Raw genomic sequence first — 15,383 nt, forward strand, 5'->3', positions numbered from 1 at the left:
CCGCCTTGGCCGGAGGGCCGATCACGGGTACCGGCGGATCTGGTGGTTGGTTGGCCCAGCACCTCCCCCCTGCGAGGCACCGCACGGACGTCAGGCCGCAAGCCCGGAGCGCTGCAGGACCTCCGCGAAGGTGATCTTCTCGTCGGGGCACTCGGCAGTGGCCTCGAACAGGGCTCGGACGCCCGGAAGATGGTTCACTCTGCTCCACAGCAGCGAGACCTGAGCCTTGGGTCACAGACCTTGGCGACCGAGATCGACAGCGGTCTCGGTCCCGTCGATATCGGCAAGCAGTCTGTTCAGCTTGTCGTGCAGTGCTTCGACGTCGACGAGCGCGGCGACGACCGCCGCTCGCATGGTCGCGTGCTCCATGGCGAACTCCCCCAGTTGCGACTTCGTGGACGACTCCACATGGACGCTCAACGCAGGAGTTCGTACACGAAGCCACAAGATCCTGTGGAGAGTTCCATCGCTGCAGGAGACGGCACAGGCCGGTGCGAAACGATTCTCCTGACTCGCACCAGCCCGTGCGTTCTCTTCTCGGCTCAGCTTTCCCCAGTGCCGTTCGTGGACCACTCGTTGGCGAAGTGCTCCATCTGCTTCAGTACCAGGTCGATGGCCTCCGGCGTCCCGTCCGGCGGGTAGTTACGGCGGGCCAGGAGGCGCTTGATGGCGCTGCGGAGCCGGGCGCGGACCGGCTCGCGGGCGATCCAGTCCGGCTTGAGCTTGCTGCGGACCTCCGCGACCAGCTCGCGAGCGATGGAGGCCAGGACCTCGTCGCCCATGACCGAGCGGGCCGTGCCGTGGTCGGCGACCGCGTCGTAGAAGGCAAGCTCGCGCCAGTCCAGCGGCGGCTCGAACTTCTCACCGCGGCGGGCGTCCTCCATGACCTCCTTGGCCATCTCCACGAGCTTGGCGATGAGCTCCGCGCTCGTGCACTGCTGCCGCATGTACCGGACCATGAGGTCCTGCAGCCGCTCTGAGAAGGTCGTCCGGCGGACGATGTTATGCCGGGTGACCTCGCGCATCTTCCGCTCGATGAGCCGCCGCAGGGCCTCCGCCGCCAGGTGCGGGGTCTCGCTGTTCTGCAGTTTCGCGGCGAGCGCCTCGTTGAGGTGGGTCAGGTCGGCGGTCTCCAGGCCGGCCTCGGCGAGGAGGTCGGTCACTCCGCCGGTCTCGACGACCGAGGACGTCAGCTGCGCCAGGTACAGCTCGACATCGCGGGCGACGGGAAGGCCGCGGGCCTCGCGGTTCATCGCGTCGATCTTCGCCATGTAGGCGCGGACCTCGACGAAGAACTGGATGTCCCGCCGCCAGGCCGGATGGTCCGGGAAGCGTTCGCCGATGTCGGTGGAGCTGCCGCAGAGCGCATAGAAGCGCTCCAGGCGGTGGGCGTGCTCGCGGTAGCGCCGGCCGAGCGTCTGCCGGGGATCGTCGAGCGCCTCGGGGTTGTTGCCCGCGGTGGCCGGGTCGAGGAGGTGGTTCGCGGTCCGGAGCGCAGCGTCGATGAACGCCGTCTTGGAGGGGATGTCCAGCCGGGCCCGCCAGTCGAAGCCCCGCAGGATGTCGTTCAGGATGTCGTACTCGTTGCGCAGCTCGTCCAGCGCCTGGTCGAGGTCCTGGCCGAGCGTGCGGTCCTGTTGGTCGGCGTCCGTGTACTCGGCGATCGCCCGCTGGAGGTTCTCGGTGAGCGGTGCGTACCCGACGAGGAGGCCGTCCTCCTTGCCCCGGAAGCGGCGGTTGACGCGGGCCAGAGCCTGCATCAGGCCCGCGCCCTTGAGCGGCCGGTCCAGGTACATGGTGTGGACGGGCGGCGCGTCGAAGCCGGTCAGCAGCATGTTGTTGACGATGAGCAGTTGGAGTTCGTCCTCCGGGTCCTTGGCCCGGTTGATGACGGCCTTCCGGCGGCTGTCGCTCAGGGCGTGTGCGAGGAGCCGGTCACTGTCTTTGCGTGTGTTCGACGAGAACACGATCTTCATCGCGCCCTTGTCGATCTCGTCGCTGTGCCAGTCTTCCCGTAGCTCGCGCAGGGCGTTGTACACGCTGACGCAGATCTCACGGGTGGCGCACACGATCATCGCCTTGCCCGGCGCACCGCCTGTCTCGGAGACGCCGACGAACGGCTGCATCGCCGTCCGCCGCGTCTCCCAGTGCCGTACGAGGTCGGCGGCGAGGTCCCGGATGCGGGCGGGCGCGCCGTACATCGCGTTCATCGTGGCGACGGCCTGCTCGACGCGAGTGCGCTCGACATCGTCGAGCCCGTCGGTGATCCGGTCGGCCTCCTCGTCGATGGTCGTCGGGTCGACGTCCCGGTCCATGACGAGCTGGATGACCCGGCTCTCGTGGAACACCTTGACCGTCGCACCGTCGTCGGCGGCCCGCTTGAGGTCGTAGACGTCGATGTAGTCGCCGAACACCTCGCGGGTGTTGCGGTCGGCCTCGGAGATCGGCGTACCGGTGAAGGCGAGGAGCGTGGCGTGCGGGAGCGCGTCGCGCAGGTGGCGGGCGTAGCCGTCGAGGTTGTCGTAGTGGCTGCGGTGCGCCTCGTCGACGACCACGATGATGTTCCGGCGGTCGGAGAGGAGCGGGTGGTCCGCGCCGGACTCCTTCTCCTCCTTCGTCCGCCCGAACTTCTGCAGCGTCGTGAAGAGGATGCCGCCCACCCGCTTGGCCGCGAGCTCCTCGCGCAGCTCGGCCCGGGTGAGGACCTGCTTCGGCGCCTCCGGGAGGATCTCGCTCTCCAGGAACGTCGAGTACAGCTGGTCGTCGAGGTCGGTGCGGTCCGTGATCACGACGACGGTCGGGTTCAGGAGGGCCGGGTCCTTCATCACCATGGTGGTGGTGAGGACCATCTCCTCCGACTTGCCGGAGCCTTGCGTGTGCCAGACGACGCCGGCCTTCCCGTCGCTCGCGGCTGCCACGCGTACGGCTTCGGCGGCGCGGGTGACGGCGTGGTACTGGTGCGGCTTCGCGATGCGCTTCATCCGCTTCGACGGCACGAAGTTGATGAAGGACTTGATGAGGGCGAGGAAGCGGTCCTGCGCGAACAGGCCGTGCAGGGCCAGGTTCTGGCCCGAGTCCCATATGCCCTCGGCGGAGAACGGGGCGACGCGCTCGCCGAACTCGTCCGTGTTCCACGGCGCGAAGTGTTCGTACGGGGTGAAGGGCGTGCCGTACTTGGCGGTGATGCCGTCCGAGACGAGGACGACCGCGTTGTACCGGAACGCGGTCGGGAACTCCTCCACGTAGCGGGTGACCTGGGTGTGTGCGTCCTGGAGGGTCGCGTCCTCGTCGCCGGCGCGCTTCAGCTCCAGGACGGCGAGCGCCAGCCCGTTGACGTACAGCACGACGTCGAAGCGGCGGCGCTTCTCGCCGTCGATGACGGTCACCTGGTTGAGCACGCGGTACACGTTCCTGTCCGGGTTGTCGAGGTCGACGACCCGGATGGTGGGGTTGTGCTCGGCGCCGAAGGCGTCGGTGTACGTGACGGACCGGATGCCGGCGGTCAGATAGTCGTGGGCGGTGCGGTTCTCCTCGTACGTGTCCTGGGAGGACGGGGTCGCCGCGATACCGACGGCGTCCCGGACGGCGTCCGGAGGGAGGTCCGGGTTGAGCCGCTCGACCGCGTCGCGGAGGTCCGGGTACAGGATCAGGTCGTCCCAGGACTTCCGGTACCCGGAGCCGGGGGCAAACTCGTTGCCGGGGGCGGGTTGCCAGGCGAGCTCGCCCAGCTCTTCGCGGGCGAGGGACTCCCAGTCGGCCTCGTAGGGGCGGTGGTTCGTTCTGTCGTCGGGGGCGTCGGTCATACGTGGTCCTCGACAATCTTCTCGGCATCACGGACGCGGAGGCGACCGGACATGAGCTGGGGGAGCAGGGTGTCGCGGAGGGTGGCGAGGGCCAGATTTTCCCGCTCCGCGAGTAGGGCCCTCTCCCAGAGGGGAGCGATCCGCCCATCCAACGAGGAGAGAACTTCTTGTGTTGGCACTAGTACTGGTTCGTCCAAGTGCTTGCGCTGGATGTGGCCCATGGTCGTCGCTTTGTCGGCAGCGATCGCCCGAAACTCGTCGATTTTCTGGTGAACCAGTTGACTCACTAGCCACTGCGGGAAACCGTTCTTGGGCACGCACTTGAAAATGTGCTGATTGATGATCGCCTCGGGGCGGAACCAGCGGGTCACGGTCAGCGAGCCAGACCAGGCGAAGAGTACGTCTCCCGACCGCGCGAGGTGCTTCTCCGGCACATCGATATCGTTGTACACGGTGGAGCTACCAGGACCGCTATTAATCTCAGCGATCCGCACGACCATGCGCCCAGTGCCCGTGGCGCCCTTCGTGAAAGCCCGGCCGTTAATGAACTCCGCAGTAGAAGACAATGCCTGCCCGCTAAACCGCTCGGGAGACCCCGCTAGCACGCACCGGAAGATCTCTGCGGACAGCTGGTCGGCCACGCCGGTAATGCGCTCGTTGACGGCAATCTTGTCGTCCAACGCCCCGAGGACGCAGACGACGGAATTCTGCAACTCCCGATCAGGAACAGTGATGTGAAGCGAGCGAATATCCGCCATGTTCAAGTAGTCAGCCATGTCGGTCTGGCTCTTGCGGTACCCCGCCTGCCCCCAAAACTCCGCCCCCTTGAACCAGTAGTAGAGATAGCGGCGGTCCAGTGCGCCTGAATCGCTGACGCGGAAGTAACAGACCTGCGGGCTGTAGACGAACTGAGGGGAACCATCGGGAATAATCGCAACGCGACCAACTGTGCCCTTCGTCGTGAGGACGATGTCGCCAGGCTGAGAGATCTTCGCGCTCATGGCGCTCCGGTAGGAGTCACTCACGTAGTCGGAGAATTCCGGCCGGATGAATCCGTTGTGTACCTCCGCAACCCGCAGGATCGGGAGCCCCGGCCGTCCATGTTCGGACTTCTTCGTGCGGTATCCATCGCCGAAGGTAAGGGATCCCTGATGCATGAGCTGCGCGATGGTCGACGTCTCAGGCACTGACCCTCCCCAACTGCTCCCGAACCGTCTTCTCCAGCTCCTCGGACTTCTCGAACAGCCCGAACAGCTCTTCTGTCAGCGAGGCGATCCGCGCAGCCACCGCCTCCGCGTCCTCCGCCTCCGCCTCGACGGCCCCCACGTACCGTCCCGGCGTCAGCACATACCCGTGCTCCCGCACCGTCTCCAGCCCCGCCGAGAAGCAGAACCCCGGCACGTCCTCGTACGTCAGCCCCTCGGCCTTCGCAGACTCCGTCCCCCGCCACACGTGGTAGACACCCGCGATCTTCGCGAGGTCCGCGTCCGTGAACGCGCGTTCCGTGCGGTCCACCATCTCGCCCATCTCACGGGCGTCAATGAACAGGATCTCCCCGCGCCGGTCCGCCAAGCCCTTCGGACCCTGCGGCGACTTGTCCTTCACCAGGAACCACAGGCACGCCGGGATCTGCGTCGTGCGGAACAACTGAGCCGGCAGCGCCACCATGCACGCCACCAGATCCGCCTCCACCATCGACTGGCGGATCTCGCCCTCGCCGCTCGACTGGGAGCTCATGGAGCCGTTGGCCAGAACGATGCCAGCCGTGCCGCGCTCGCCCAGCTTCGAGACCATGTGCTGGAGCCACGCGTAGTTGGCGTTGTTCTTCGGGGGGACGCCGTACTTCCAGCGGGCGTCGCTCTCGTCCCTCGCCCAGTCCTTGATGTTGAAGGGCGGGTTGGCCATCACGAAGTCGGCCTTGAGGTCCGGGTGCTTGTCGTCGGCGAAGGTGTCGCCCCAGCGGGCGGCCAGGTTGCCGTCGATGCCGTGAATGGCGAGGTTCATCTTCGCAAGGCGCCAGGTGCGCTCGTTGAGCTCCTGGCCGTAGACCGCGATATCGGCCTTGTGGCCGCGGCCTCGGTGCGCCTCGATGAACTTGCTGGCCTGGACGAACATGCCGCCCGAGCCGCACGCCGGGTCGTACACCCGCCCGTTGTACGGCTCCAGGATCTCCACGATCAGCCGGACCACCGACTGCGGGGTGTAGAACTCACCGCCCCGCTTGCCTTCCGCCCGCGCGAAGTTGCCGAGGAAGTACTCGTACACCTCGCCGAGCACGTCCTGCGCGGGCTTGTCCTCGGTGCCGCCGAAGCGCGCGTCGCTGATGAGGTCGACGAGTTCGGCCAGGCGCTTCTGGTCGACGTTGTCGCGGTTGAAGATCTTCGGGAGGACGCCGGTCAGGGCGGCGTTCTCGCGCATGACCGCGTCCATCGCGTCGTCGAGAAGCTTGCCGACGCCCTGACTCTTGGCGTTGGCCGCGATCCAGGACCAGCGGGCGGTCTCCGGGACCCAGAAGACGTGGGCGCCGGTGTACTCGTCGCGGTCCTCAAGGAAGTCGCCGATCTGGTCCTCGGAGATGCCGTCCTCGGCAAGCTCCTTGGCCAGCTCGTTGCGACGCTCCTCGAAGGCGTCGGAGACGTACTTCAGGAAGATCAGGCCGAGGACGAACTCCTTGTACTGCGCGGCGTCGATGGAGCCGCGCAGCTTGTCTGCCGCCTTCCAGAGGATCGCCTGGATCTCCTTGGCGGTAGAGGCGCTGAACAGCTCCTCCTGCTCGGTGGGCTTCTTCTTGCGCGGGGGCATGGGGTGGGTCGTCTCCTTCAGCCGGCGGGGTCGGGGAAGTGCGGGGTGATCGTCAGGGTGCCGTCGGCCATGCCGGCGGCTGTGATGCGGGCCAGGTCGTCAAGGGCCTCTGCCTGCTGCCGCAGCAGCTCGGCCCGGCGCTCGATGTCGGCGAGCACGGCTTCGTATCGCTCCAGCTCCTCGCGCCCGAAGTCGGGGACGCTCAGGTCCTCGATGCCGTACGACGCCCGTACGGCTCCGCTGGTGCGGACGTGGTCGGAAGCAGCGGCCCGCAGGAGCGCCGCCAGGGCCCGGGGGCGTACCGGCGGGTCGGCGTCGGAGTGGACCCGCAGGATGCGGGCGGGGGTGACGACGACCGACAGGCCCTCGGTGTCGACGTGGACGCCGAAGCGCGGGCTGGTGGTGACGACGAGGTCGCCGGGCTCGGTGAACTGGATGTGCTCGTACGCCGTGAGGACCAGGCCCCGGTCGATGCGACGGCTGCCGAATCGTGAGGTGCCGAGGATCTCCTCCGGTCCGATCACCGCGTAGTGGCCGTCGGCCGTGAGGTGCTCGGGGTCGATGCGGTGGCCCGGGCGGCGACGCAACCGGCGATCCTTGAGGAGACGGCCCACGGTCGTGCGTCGGACCCGCTGGTCCTCGGGGCGGAGGACCGCCCCGCTCATCAGGGGACCGTCGGCCTCGGCCCGGCGCACCGCCCGCTCATCAAGTTCGGCAAGGTGCTGTTCCACGTCGGCGATGCGGGCGGGGCGTTCCACGACCGCCCTGGTGTACCGGGCCTCGGGCGAGCGGTGCTGGGGGGTGAAGGCCGAACCCGGCCGGTCGTCGAGGTCCTTCGCCCGTACGACAGCTGCCTGGCGGAGCTCGTGGCGGCGGTCTCCGCGCCATCCCGAAGCCTTCCAGATGGTGACGTCCTCGGCGAGCACGTCCAGGACCGCCTCCGTGAGCGGCTGGGCGGAATAGTCGGCGAGGAGGACGCGGCCGGCGCGCTCGTCCTTGGGCGTGCGGGCCAGGATCCAGACGGCGGTGCGGTAGCCGGGGCGGTAGGCGAAGGCTCCGTCGGGGAGGCTGATCGCCGCCTTGAGGAGGCCCTTGTCGAGGAAGGAGCGGCGCAGCCGGTCCGCGTCGCCGTGCCGGGGCAGAGGCCGGACCAGCGCGTCAGCCGGGCCGAGGATGACCGCCGTCGAGCCGTCGCCGAGGTAGTCGGTGAGGTCCTGGACCCGTTCCAGCGTCCGGCGTGCGCTGCGGGTCTCGCCCGCTTCGTACGGGAGCGCGCAGACCAAGACGTCGGGGTCGCCCCAGTCCTCCGTGGACAGCTCCGTGCCCTCGGTGACATCGAGCGAGAACTCGTACACGCCCCGAACGAGCATCCGGCGCCGGACGAGACGGGCGAGGGCCGGGTCGGCCTCGGCCGCGAGGTAGGTGTGACCGGAGTCCTCGGGCGCGGCTGTGTGCAGGGCGGCAAGCAGGTCGCCGCTGTGGGCGTACGGGGTCGCGAGGACCGACTCGTCGGGCAGGGTGCCGACGCCGGCCAGGGCCGCGAGGGCGCGGGCCACCGTCGGGGTGGGCTCGTCGGCGGCCAGATCGTGGGAGCCCAGGCGGCGGCGGGCTTCCAAGATCCAGCCGAAGGCTTCGGCGGGGGTGTAGGCGGCCTCGGTCAGTTCGTCAGCGAGTGCCCCCAGGGCCGGGCCCAGGCGCTCCGGGGCGGGGAGGGCCCGCAGCTCGGAAAGGAGGAAGCTGTCCTCCGCGTCGAGGTCGGCGGCCTGAGCGAGGAGGTCGGCCCAGGCGCGCTCTCCGACGGGGGCGTCGTACTGCTGGCGCAGACAGATCAGAGCCGTCAGCGCGCCCACCAGGACGGGGGCGGGAAGGCCGGAGGACCGCCAGGCGGAGAGGGTGTGCAGGGCCGTCTCGGCCCGCAGGCGGCGGGGCTCGGCGTTGCCTCGGCCGGTCCGGATCAGCCAGTCCACGACCTCTCGGGCGTCGAAGAGCGGGCTGCCGCCCTCGCGGGTCACCGGGGCGGGGAAGTCGGGGTGGCGACGGCTCCAGGTGGTGGGGACGGGCCGCTTCACCTGGGCAAGGGCGGCGATCTCGGCGTAACCGATACACCAGGCCGGGGTCTCGGACAGGATGAAAGAGACACTGCCCGGCACGGGACCGCTCATCGTCCTCCCCTCCCTGGATTCGTGTCCGTCGAGGCGGCACCGGTTGAGCCGCCGCGTCGACGTGAGGCAGAAGCCTACCGCTGGAGGCACATCTTTTGTCTCTTCTCCTGATAACCCCCCTTACCAAGCCCTAAGAGATTTCATCTCGCTGGGAGATGGCAGGTTCCCTTCATCACAGCGTCCGCGTGAGGTCCACGCGATGAGCAGCAGGGAGTCCACCATGACCGGCACGCCTCCGATCCCGCCCGGCACCCCTCCGCCCGGAGCGGGCTGGGGCCCCGTACCCCCGACACCGCCGGCGTCCGCCCCGGAGCCGTCCCGCGTGAAGCCTTGGCTCACCCACGGTGCGACGGCGGCCGTCGCGTTGATCATCGGTATCGCGATCGGCGGCTCCGGCGGCGGCGTGGGAGAGGCGGACGGAGAGCGGCCCGCACCGACCGTCACCGCGCCGGAGCCCCCTCGCACGACCGCCCCCCAGACGACACCTCCCCCGCCGAAGCCGAAGCCGACACCGACGGCGAAGCCCGGACCGGCGACCTCTTTCGAGGGGGACGGCATGTACCTGGTCGGCGAGGACATCGCGGCCGGCACGTACAGGACCGACGGCGCGGTGGAGGACGACCTCATATCCAACTGCTACTGGGCCCGGCACAAGGACGCCTCCGGCGAGTTCGCCTCGATCATCGCCAACGACAACGTCAAGGGGCAGACGCGGGTGACCGTCAACAAGGGCGAGTACCTGGAAGTCAAAGGCTGCCAGCCGTGGAAGAAGGCCGGCTGAGCCGCCGAACCCGGCTCCCGCCTCACCACGGCCTGCGCCGGCCGTCCTCTCGCATCCCGGCACACCGCGCCTTGCCGCATCTCGCCTCGCCCCGTCCCACCCGAGCCGTCCCGCCCCGAACCGGAGGAACCGTGGGCCGCCGTTCTCCGCTCGCCCATCCGCCCCGCTCCACGCCCCGTGGCCGACGGGGGATCATCGTCGACCAGGTGACCAGGGCCGTACCCGGCCCGGTCGTCCTCGCCACCGACGCCTCTGTAGGCAGGAAGCACGCCGCCATCGGCTTCCTCGCCACGACCGGCCACACCGGACTGCGTGCCCATCTCTACCCGGAGCACCTCGCGCGCCCTCGCACTCGCGTCACCGTCTCCGAACTACGCGCGGTCCACTGGGGGTTGAAGCCCGTACTCGCCGCACGCCCCGGCAGCCCCGTCGAGGTGCGCGTCGACAGCCTCGACGCACTTCGCTACCTCCGCGCCTGGCAGAACGGCGGCACCCGCATGCCGGAGGGGTACGAGACGGGGCTGCGCTCCCAGGGGCGCAGGCCCAGCCTCCTCCAGCTCCAGATGTGCGTCGAGTACACCCCGAACCTGACGTTCGTCCACGAGAAGGCCCACGTCGGCAACCCCCTGAACGAGGCCGCCGACTCCCTGGCCAAGCTCGGCCTGCGCACCGTACGCGGCACCGTCCCCCCGGACGAAGTCCCGCGGCTCGTACCCCTGTGGGCCGCGGCGGCGCTCGACGAGTACCGCCGCACCCCCGACGGTAGGAGCGCCCGATGACCACACCTCCCGAAGAACCTCCGCACACCCCGCCACCTCCGGAGCCGCCCACGCACCCTCCGCCGCCACCTCCGCAGCCGCCTGCGCCGGAGGGTGAAGAGCCGCCCCCTGTTCCCGACGCGCCGACCGTCGGCTCGCGTTGGTCCCGGCTGTTCCGCCCCGCGGTCCTCGCCGTCGGCGTGGTCCTCGGCGCCGCGGTCACGGGCGGTTGCTGGCTGATCGTCTCCCTGGTCGGCGGCGAGTCCTCCACCGAGAAGACTTTCAGCACGAGCGGCACGCTCACCCTCGTCGACTCGTCCCTCTCCCTCCTCGAAGAGGGAGAGGTGTGCGCCGGACTGGACGGCTACTCGGACATCCACCGCGGTGCGCAGGTCAACATCACCGGCGCGGACGGCACTCTCGTCGCAGCCGGCGAGCTGGGAGGCGGGACGAAGACCGCACTGGGCTGCGAATTCCCGTTCGAGATCGAGGGGATACCTCAGGACTCCAAGTTCTACACGGTGGAGGTGTCCCACCGCGGCGGCCTCACCCGGACCGAGGCCGAACTGCGCTCTGGTGAACTCGGGTTCACTCTCGGCAACGACTGAACGACGACGTCCTGGCACTGGTGGTCCGGATCTGTCGAACCATCCGGTGCTGGGCCTCGTCGCGCCGAGAGACAGAGAGGAAAAGGAACCTCCGAGCGCAGGTCTCAAACCAACAACTTGATAACCCCAGTTACCAGCAAACAGGAATCTTCCAAGTTCACTTCCTCTCTAACGTTCCGTCCTGTCAGAAGGCGGTGCACGGCGCCGCCGCATCCCATGCACCACCGCGCAGGAGGCCCTTCGTGACCGGAACGGAACAGCACCAGCAGACCGAGTTCTCCCTCGCCGAGACGGTGGCGACGCGCCTCATCGAGTCGGCCCTCACCGAGCCGGTCAAGATCCTTCTGCGTGAGGCACTCGAGAGCGACACGGTCAAGACCACGTCATCGTCTGCCTTCCCCGGTCGGGTCTACCTCCACTCCCTCACCGTCAACGGCTTCAGGGGCATCGGCCCCCGTGCCCGGCTGGGTCTCAGCCCTCGCCCCGGGGTGAACCTCGTCGTGGGCCGCAACGGCTGCGGCAAGTCCAGCCTCGCCGAAGCCGTCGAGGCCGCCTTCACCGGCGCCCGGGCCCACCGGCCGGGTCAGGACGCCACGCGAGGCGGCCACTGGTCCAACCTCCATGACGGGAACGACCCCGCGATCGAGGTCAAGCTCGCGATCGAAGGCGACACCGGCCGCAGCACCCTCACCCGTACCTGGGCGAGCGGGGAGTTCGGAAGCTCCGCGGCCACGTTCAAGCGCCCGGGCCACGGACCCGTGCCCCTGGCGGAGGCTGGCTGGGACAAGGCTCTCGCCGACCACCGGCCGTTCCTCTCGTACACCGACCTCGACCTCATGCTCAACGGCAAGCCGTCCGAGCGGTACGACGCGATCGCCGCCATCCTCGGCATGGAACTGCTCTCCACCACGACCAACAGGCTTAGCCTGCGGGAGAAGGCCCTTGCCGCCGCCGCGAAGGACGCGAAGGACGCCTTGCCGGGTCTGAAGAGCGCCCTCTACGAGCTGGAGGACGACGACCGTGCCGTACAGGCCCTGGTCGCCGTGGACACCAGCGGAACGCCGGACTTCGACGCCCTCGACCACCTCGTAGCCGGTCTCCCCCCGGCCGATGACAGCCGGCTCGCCGAACTCCGTGTCGAGGCCGACGTACGCGGTCCCGACCCGGCCGAGGTGGGGCAGGCCGTTCAGCGGCTGCGGACCGCCCTCTCCGACGTGGAGGACCTCCGCGGCACCGACGCCGAGAACGCCCGGCTCCACGCCGACCTGCTGGAGCGGGCTCTGGCCCATGCCGACCGGCACCCCGACGACGACGGGTGCCCGGCGTGCGGAACGGAGCGGGCTCTCGGCCGGGAGTGGTACGACCGCGCGTCCCGGCAGGTCTCGGAGCTGCGCCGTAAGGCGAAGGCGGCCGAGGACGCGCGCGCCGCCGCGCGGACGGGCGCACGGAACGTTCAGAACCTCGTCGAAGTCCCGGCGCGGATCCCCGGCCCCCTGACCGGCCCCTGGAAGGCGTGGGCCGCCTGCCGGCAGATCACCGACCCCGTCGAGCTCGCACGGAGCGCCGAGGAGGCCGCCAGGGTCCTGGCCGCCGCCTGCGACACCGTCAGGAGGCACGCGGTGCGCGAGCTGGAGGAGCGCGACGAGCGGTGGCGCGCGCTCGTCACCCAGCTCGCCGCCTGGGCGGACAAGGCGCGCCAGGTCGAACAGGACAAGCCTCTGCTGGGTCACCTTCGCAAGGCGCTGAGCTGGCTCAAGGCGCTCTCCACCGAGCTGCGGGAGCAGCGCATGGAGCGGTTCACCGGTGCCACTCAGGGCATCTGGGAGCGCCTGCGGCAGGAGAGCAACGTCGACCTCACGGCCGTGAGCCTGAAGGGCAGCGAGAGGGCGAACGTCCGGAAGCTCGTCATGGCGGCCTCCGTCGACGGCCAGGACGCCCCGGCGCTCGACGTCATGAGCCAGGGGGAGCTGCACTCCCTCGCGCTCTCCCTCTTCCTGCCCAGGGCCGCGACGGCCGACAGCCCGTTCGGCTTCCTCGTCATCGACGACCCGGTGCAGTCCATGGACCCGACCAAGGTGCACGGACTCGCCCAGGTCCTGTACGAGATGGGCCGGCACCGGCAGATCGTCGTCTTCACCCATGACACCCGGCTGCAGAAGGCGTTCACCGACCAGGAGCTGCCGGTCACGGTCTTCCAGGTCACGCGGAGTGAGAAGTCCCGGGTGAAGATCGAGCGCGTCAGTGACCCGGTCGCCCAGGCCGTAGCCGACGCCCGGGCCATCGCCTCCACCCAGGGCCTCACCCCCGAGACGTACAGTCACGTGCTGCCCGGCCTGTGCCGTATCGCCCTGGAGAACGCCTTCCTGGAGGCCGCGTGGATCCGTCACCACCGCGCCGGCGGGTCGGAACACGATCTCCAGGACGCGATCGACAGCGCGGAGAGGTTCCGCAAGGTCGCTGCCTTCGCCCTCTTCGGGGACGTGGGACGTGAGAACGACGTCGAGTCCGAGGTACGCCGCCTGTACGGGAACCAGGCGTACTCCCTCATCCGGAGGTGCCAGCGGGGAGCCCACCCCGACGGCGCCGCGATCCACGACCGCCACCGCTTCGTCTCGGACGTCGAGGACCTGGCGAAGAAGGTACGCAAGCCGGAGGTGACCGCGTGACCACTCGTTCCCCCGCTACCGTCGAAGGTCTGCTGCTGACGGCCGACCAGCTGCTCGACGGCGAACTCACCGACGCCACGAACGCCGGCAGGCACCGCGGCGCCTGCCTCGCACTGCGGACCGCGCTGGAACTGCGCGTCAACCAGGTGCTGGAGAACGCGGTACCCGGCTCGTCCCGCACCACGGGCCGCGCCAAGCTGCTCCTCCTGCACTCCTTCACGCCGGCGGATACGGCCCGGCGTGCAAAGGCCCTCTGGGCCCAGCTCAGCCTGGGCTGCCACTACCACCTGTACGAGCTCGGGCCCACGTACGGACAGGTGAGGGCCTGGCGGGTCGAAGTCGACGCGCTCGTCCAGGAGATTGTCCGCTGATCAGACCACTGATCGTTCGACACCATCCGGTTTCCGGATGCTTGTTTCAGCGGGGTACGGGGCACATGCCCGTGGCGCTGTCTCTCCCGGCACTGCGGGGAGGGCACACGGGCACACGGCTGCCATGGCTCGGAGTTCGACGAACCGGGCGATGGTGCGACCGAGGCCCCATCCGCTCCGAGGCCTGCGGGCGCCTCATCGAGATCAAGGGACCACCCCGCCCCGCCCCACGAAGACCGAAATCACGAAGCCGGACCGCTGCTTGGCGGACGTCGCGCGACAGGTGCCTCGGGCCTGGAGGAGAGTCACGATGGACGCGATCGAGCAGTACCCGGCGACCGGCTACCTGCGCGCCGAGAAGTCGTCCCGTTCCAGCCGCCGCTGCCGCCTCAACAAGCGTCGTCGCACGCGGCCCCGGCCATGACGGCGTACCGTGCCCGACGGCTCGGACAACCCCGACGTCGTCCCGTCCCTGGTCGTCGCGTTCTCCCCCGACAAGCCCAGCCACCGCCCCACCGGCTCGCCCACCGCCTGCACCCAGCGCACCATCACCTCCCGCCCGAGGCCGGTGCCCAGCTCTGGCAGAGCCCCTCCAGTACGGCACCGCGGCATGGCAGCGCGTCTGCTTCCGGCTCCGCAACGCCATCAAGTGCATGGACGGCTTCAGCAAGGACCCCCTCTACGAGTGCCTGGAGCCCGGCGGCACCCGCCGCATCGGTGCCCAGGCCATCCTCCTGGCCTTCCAGCTCGCCCACGCCGACAAACACAAGCTCGCCACCTGGGCCGAGACGGCTGCGTGAGAGAGGTCACACCCCGCCTGACCAGCAGGGAAAAGCGAAACGGTCGGCATCGTGATCACGATGCCGACCGTTTCGTCGGTGCTACAAGGACACTTTCACCGGTGTCCCCTGGTGCGCGAGGGGGGAGTTGAACCCCCACGCCCTTGCGGGCACTGGAACCTGAATCCAGCGCGTCTGCCTATTCCGCCACCCGCGCATTGGGTGTTGCCGTTCGGCTTCGGCCCCTTCCGGTGCGTTCGCCTGGCGACATCAGAAGATTAGCACGCTGGGGAGGGTGGGTTCACACTGCTTTCCGGCGGCGACGGCGACGGCCGGAATGCCGGACGGCCCGCCCCCGGGGCCGGGCTGTTCCGGCGCGGGGCCCCGGAAAGCCGGATGCGCCCCGGCCGGCACCCGGGCCGGATCGTGACCGCGCCCCTCACGGAGAGCACCACCCGCGCCCTCCCGGAGAATGCGGTACGGAGAACAGGGAACGGGTCCCCCGGGGAAACCCTCTCCCAGGGCCCGGGAAGAGGGCCCGGAGTCCCGCGGAGGACCGGACGGCCGGGAAACCGGTTCCCGACAGCGCCCGACCGTCTCCCGAGCCCAAGCGGAAGGCTTCCCGGCGGCCCCGCACGGGACCCGGCGCCGCC

11 protein-coding genes and 1 tRNA gene are annotated in these 15,383 nt (G+C 69.4%); 6 read left to right on the forward strand and 6 right to left on the reverse strand.

Going from position 1 to position 15,383, the window contains the following annotated elements; all coding sequences use genetic code 11:
* Positions 1 to 231: 231 nt before the first annotated feature.
* The 5 genes from ACIQ9E_RS21805 to ACIQ9E_RS21825 form a co-directional block, all read right to left on the reverse strand.
* Entirely contained in the window at positions 232 to 420 is a 189-nt protein-coding gene (locus tag ACIQ9E_RS21805) for a hypothetical protein (protein ID WP_403709450.1), read from the reverse strand.
* 122 nt (positions 421 to 542) lie between these two features.
* A complete protein-coding gene (locus tag ACIQ9E_RS21810; RefSeq protein ID WP_403709452.1) occupies positions 543 to 3,803 on the reverse strand; it encodes a type I restriction endonuclease subunit R in 3,261 nt (1,086 codons plus the stop codon).
* Positions 3,800 to 4,990, reverse strand: a complete 1,191-nt coding sequence (locus ACIQ9E_RS21815; protein WP_403709454.1) for a restriction endonuclease subunit S — start codon at positions 4,988 to 4,990, stop codon at positions 3,800 to 3,802. The genes ACIQ9E_RS21810 and ACIQ9E_RS21815 overlap by 4 nt, the downstream gene beginning before the upstream one ends.
* Positions 4,983 to 6,605: a type I restriction-modification system subunit M gene (locus ACIQ9E_RS21820; protein ID WP_403709456.1), complete on the reverse strand. Its 1,623-nt coding sequence runs from the start codon at positions 6,603 to 6,605 to the stop codon at positions 4,983 to 4,985. The genes ACIQ9E_RS21815 and ACIQ9E_RS21820 overlap by 8 nt, the downstream gene beginning before the upstream one ends.
* A gap of 17 nt (positions 6,606 to 6,622) precedes the next feature.
* A complete protein-coding gene (locus ACIQ9E_RS21825) occupies positions 6,623 to 8,767 on the reverse strand; it encodes a hypothetical protein (RefSeq protein ID WP_403709458.1) in 2,145 nt (714 codons plus the stop codon).
* A 199-nt stretch (positions 8,768 to 8,966) separates the two neighbouring features.
* On the opposite strand from ACIQ9E_RS21825, the gene ACIQ9E_RS21830 reads away from it, so the two are divergent.
* The 6 genes from ACIQ9E_RS21830 (at position 8,967) to ACIQ9E_RS21855 (ending at position 14,751) form a co-directional block, all read left to right on the forward strand.
* Positions 8,967 to 9,548, forward strand: coding sequence for a hypothetical protein (locus tag ACIQ9E_RS21830; protein ID WP_403709459.1), 582 nt, complete (start codon positions 8,967 to 8,969; stop codon positions 9,546 to 9,548).
* A 206-nt stretch (positions 9,549 to 9,754) separates the two neighbouring features.
* Positions 9,755 to 10,327 (forward strand): RNase H family protein, encoded by a 573-nt coding sequence (locus ACIQ9E_RS21835; protein WP_403709461.1) that lies wholly within the window; start codon positions 9,755 to 9,757, stop codon positions 10,325 to 10,327.
* Positions 10,324 to 10,914 carry a hypothetical protein gene (locus ACIQ9E_RS21840; protein ID WP_403709463.1) on the forward strand — a complete coding sequence of 197 codons (591 nt, stop codon included), beginning with the start codon at positions 10,324 to 10,326 and terminating at the stop codon, positions 10,912 to 10,914. Before ACIQ9E_RS21835 ends, ACIQ9E_RS21840 begins: the two co-directional genes overlap by 4 nt.
* Before the next feature lie 242 nt (positions 10,915 to 11,156).
* Positions 11,157 to 13,580, forward strand: coding sequence for an AAA family ATPase (locus tag ACIQ9E_RS21845; RefSeq protein ID WP_403709465.1), 2,424 nt, complete (start codon positions 11,157 to 11,159; stop codon positions 13,578 to 13,580).
* The gene (locus tag ACIQ9E_RS21850) at positions 13,577 to 13,951 is read left to right on the forward strand and encodes a hypothetical protein (RefSeq protein WP_403709467.1); all 375 of its coding nucleotides are present in this window, start codon (positions 13,577 to 13,579) and stop codon (positions 13,949 to 13,951) included. The genes ACIQ9E_RS21845 and ACIQ9E_RS21850 overlap by 4 nt, the downstream gene beginning before the upstream one ends.
* A 653-nt stretch (positions 13,952 to 14,604) precedes the next feature.
* A complete protein-coding gene (locus tag ACIQ9E_RS21855; protein ID WP_403709469.1) occupies positions 14,605 to 14,751 on the forward strand; it encodes a hypothetical protein in 147 nt (48 codons plus the stop codon).
* Between the two features lie 109 nt (positions 14,752 to 14,860).
* On the opposite strand, the gene ACIQ9E_RS21860 is transcribed toward ACIQ9E_RS21855, so the two are convergent.
* A tRNA-Leu gene (locus tag ACIQ9E_RS21860) sits at positions 14,861 to 14,947 on the reverse strand.
* Positions 14,948 to 15,383: the final 436 nt, after the last annotated feature.

This window comes from Streptomyces sp. NPDC094448 (genome assembly GCF_044763775.1).
Lineage (GTDB): Bacteria > Actinomycetota > Actinomycetes > Streptomycetales > Streptomycetaceae > Streptomyces.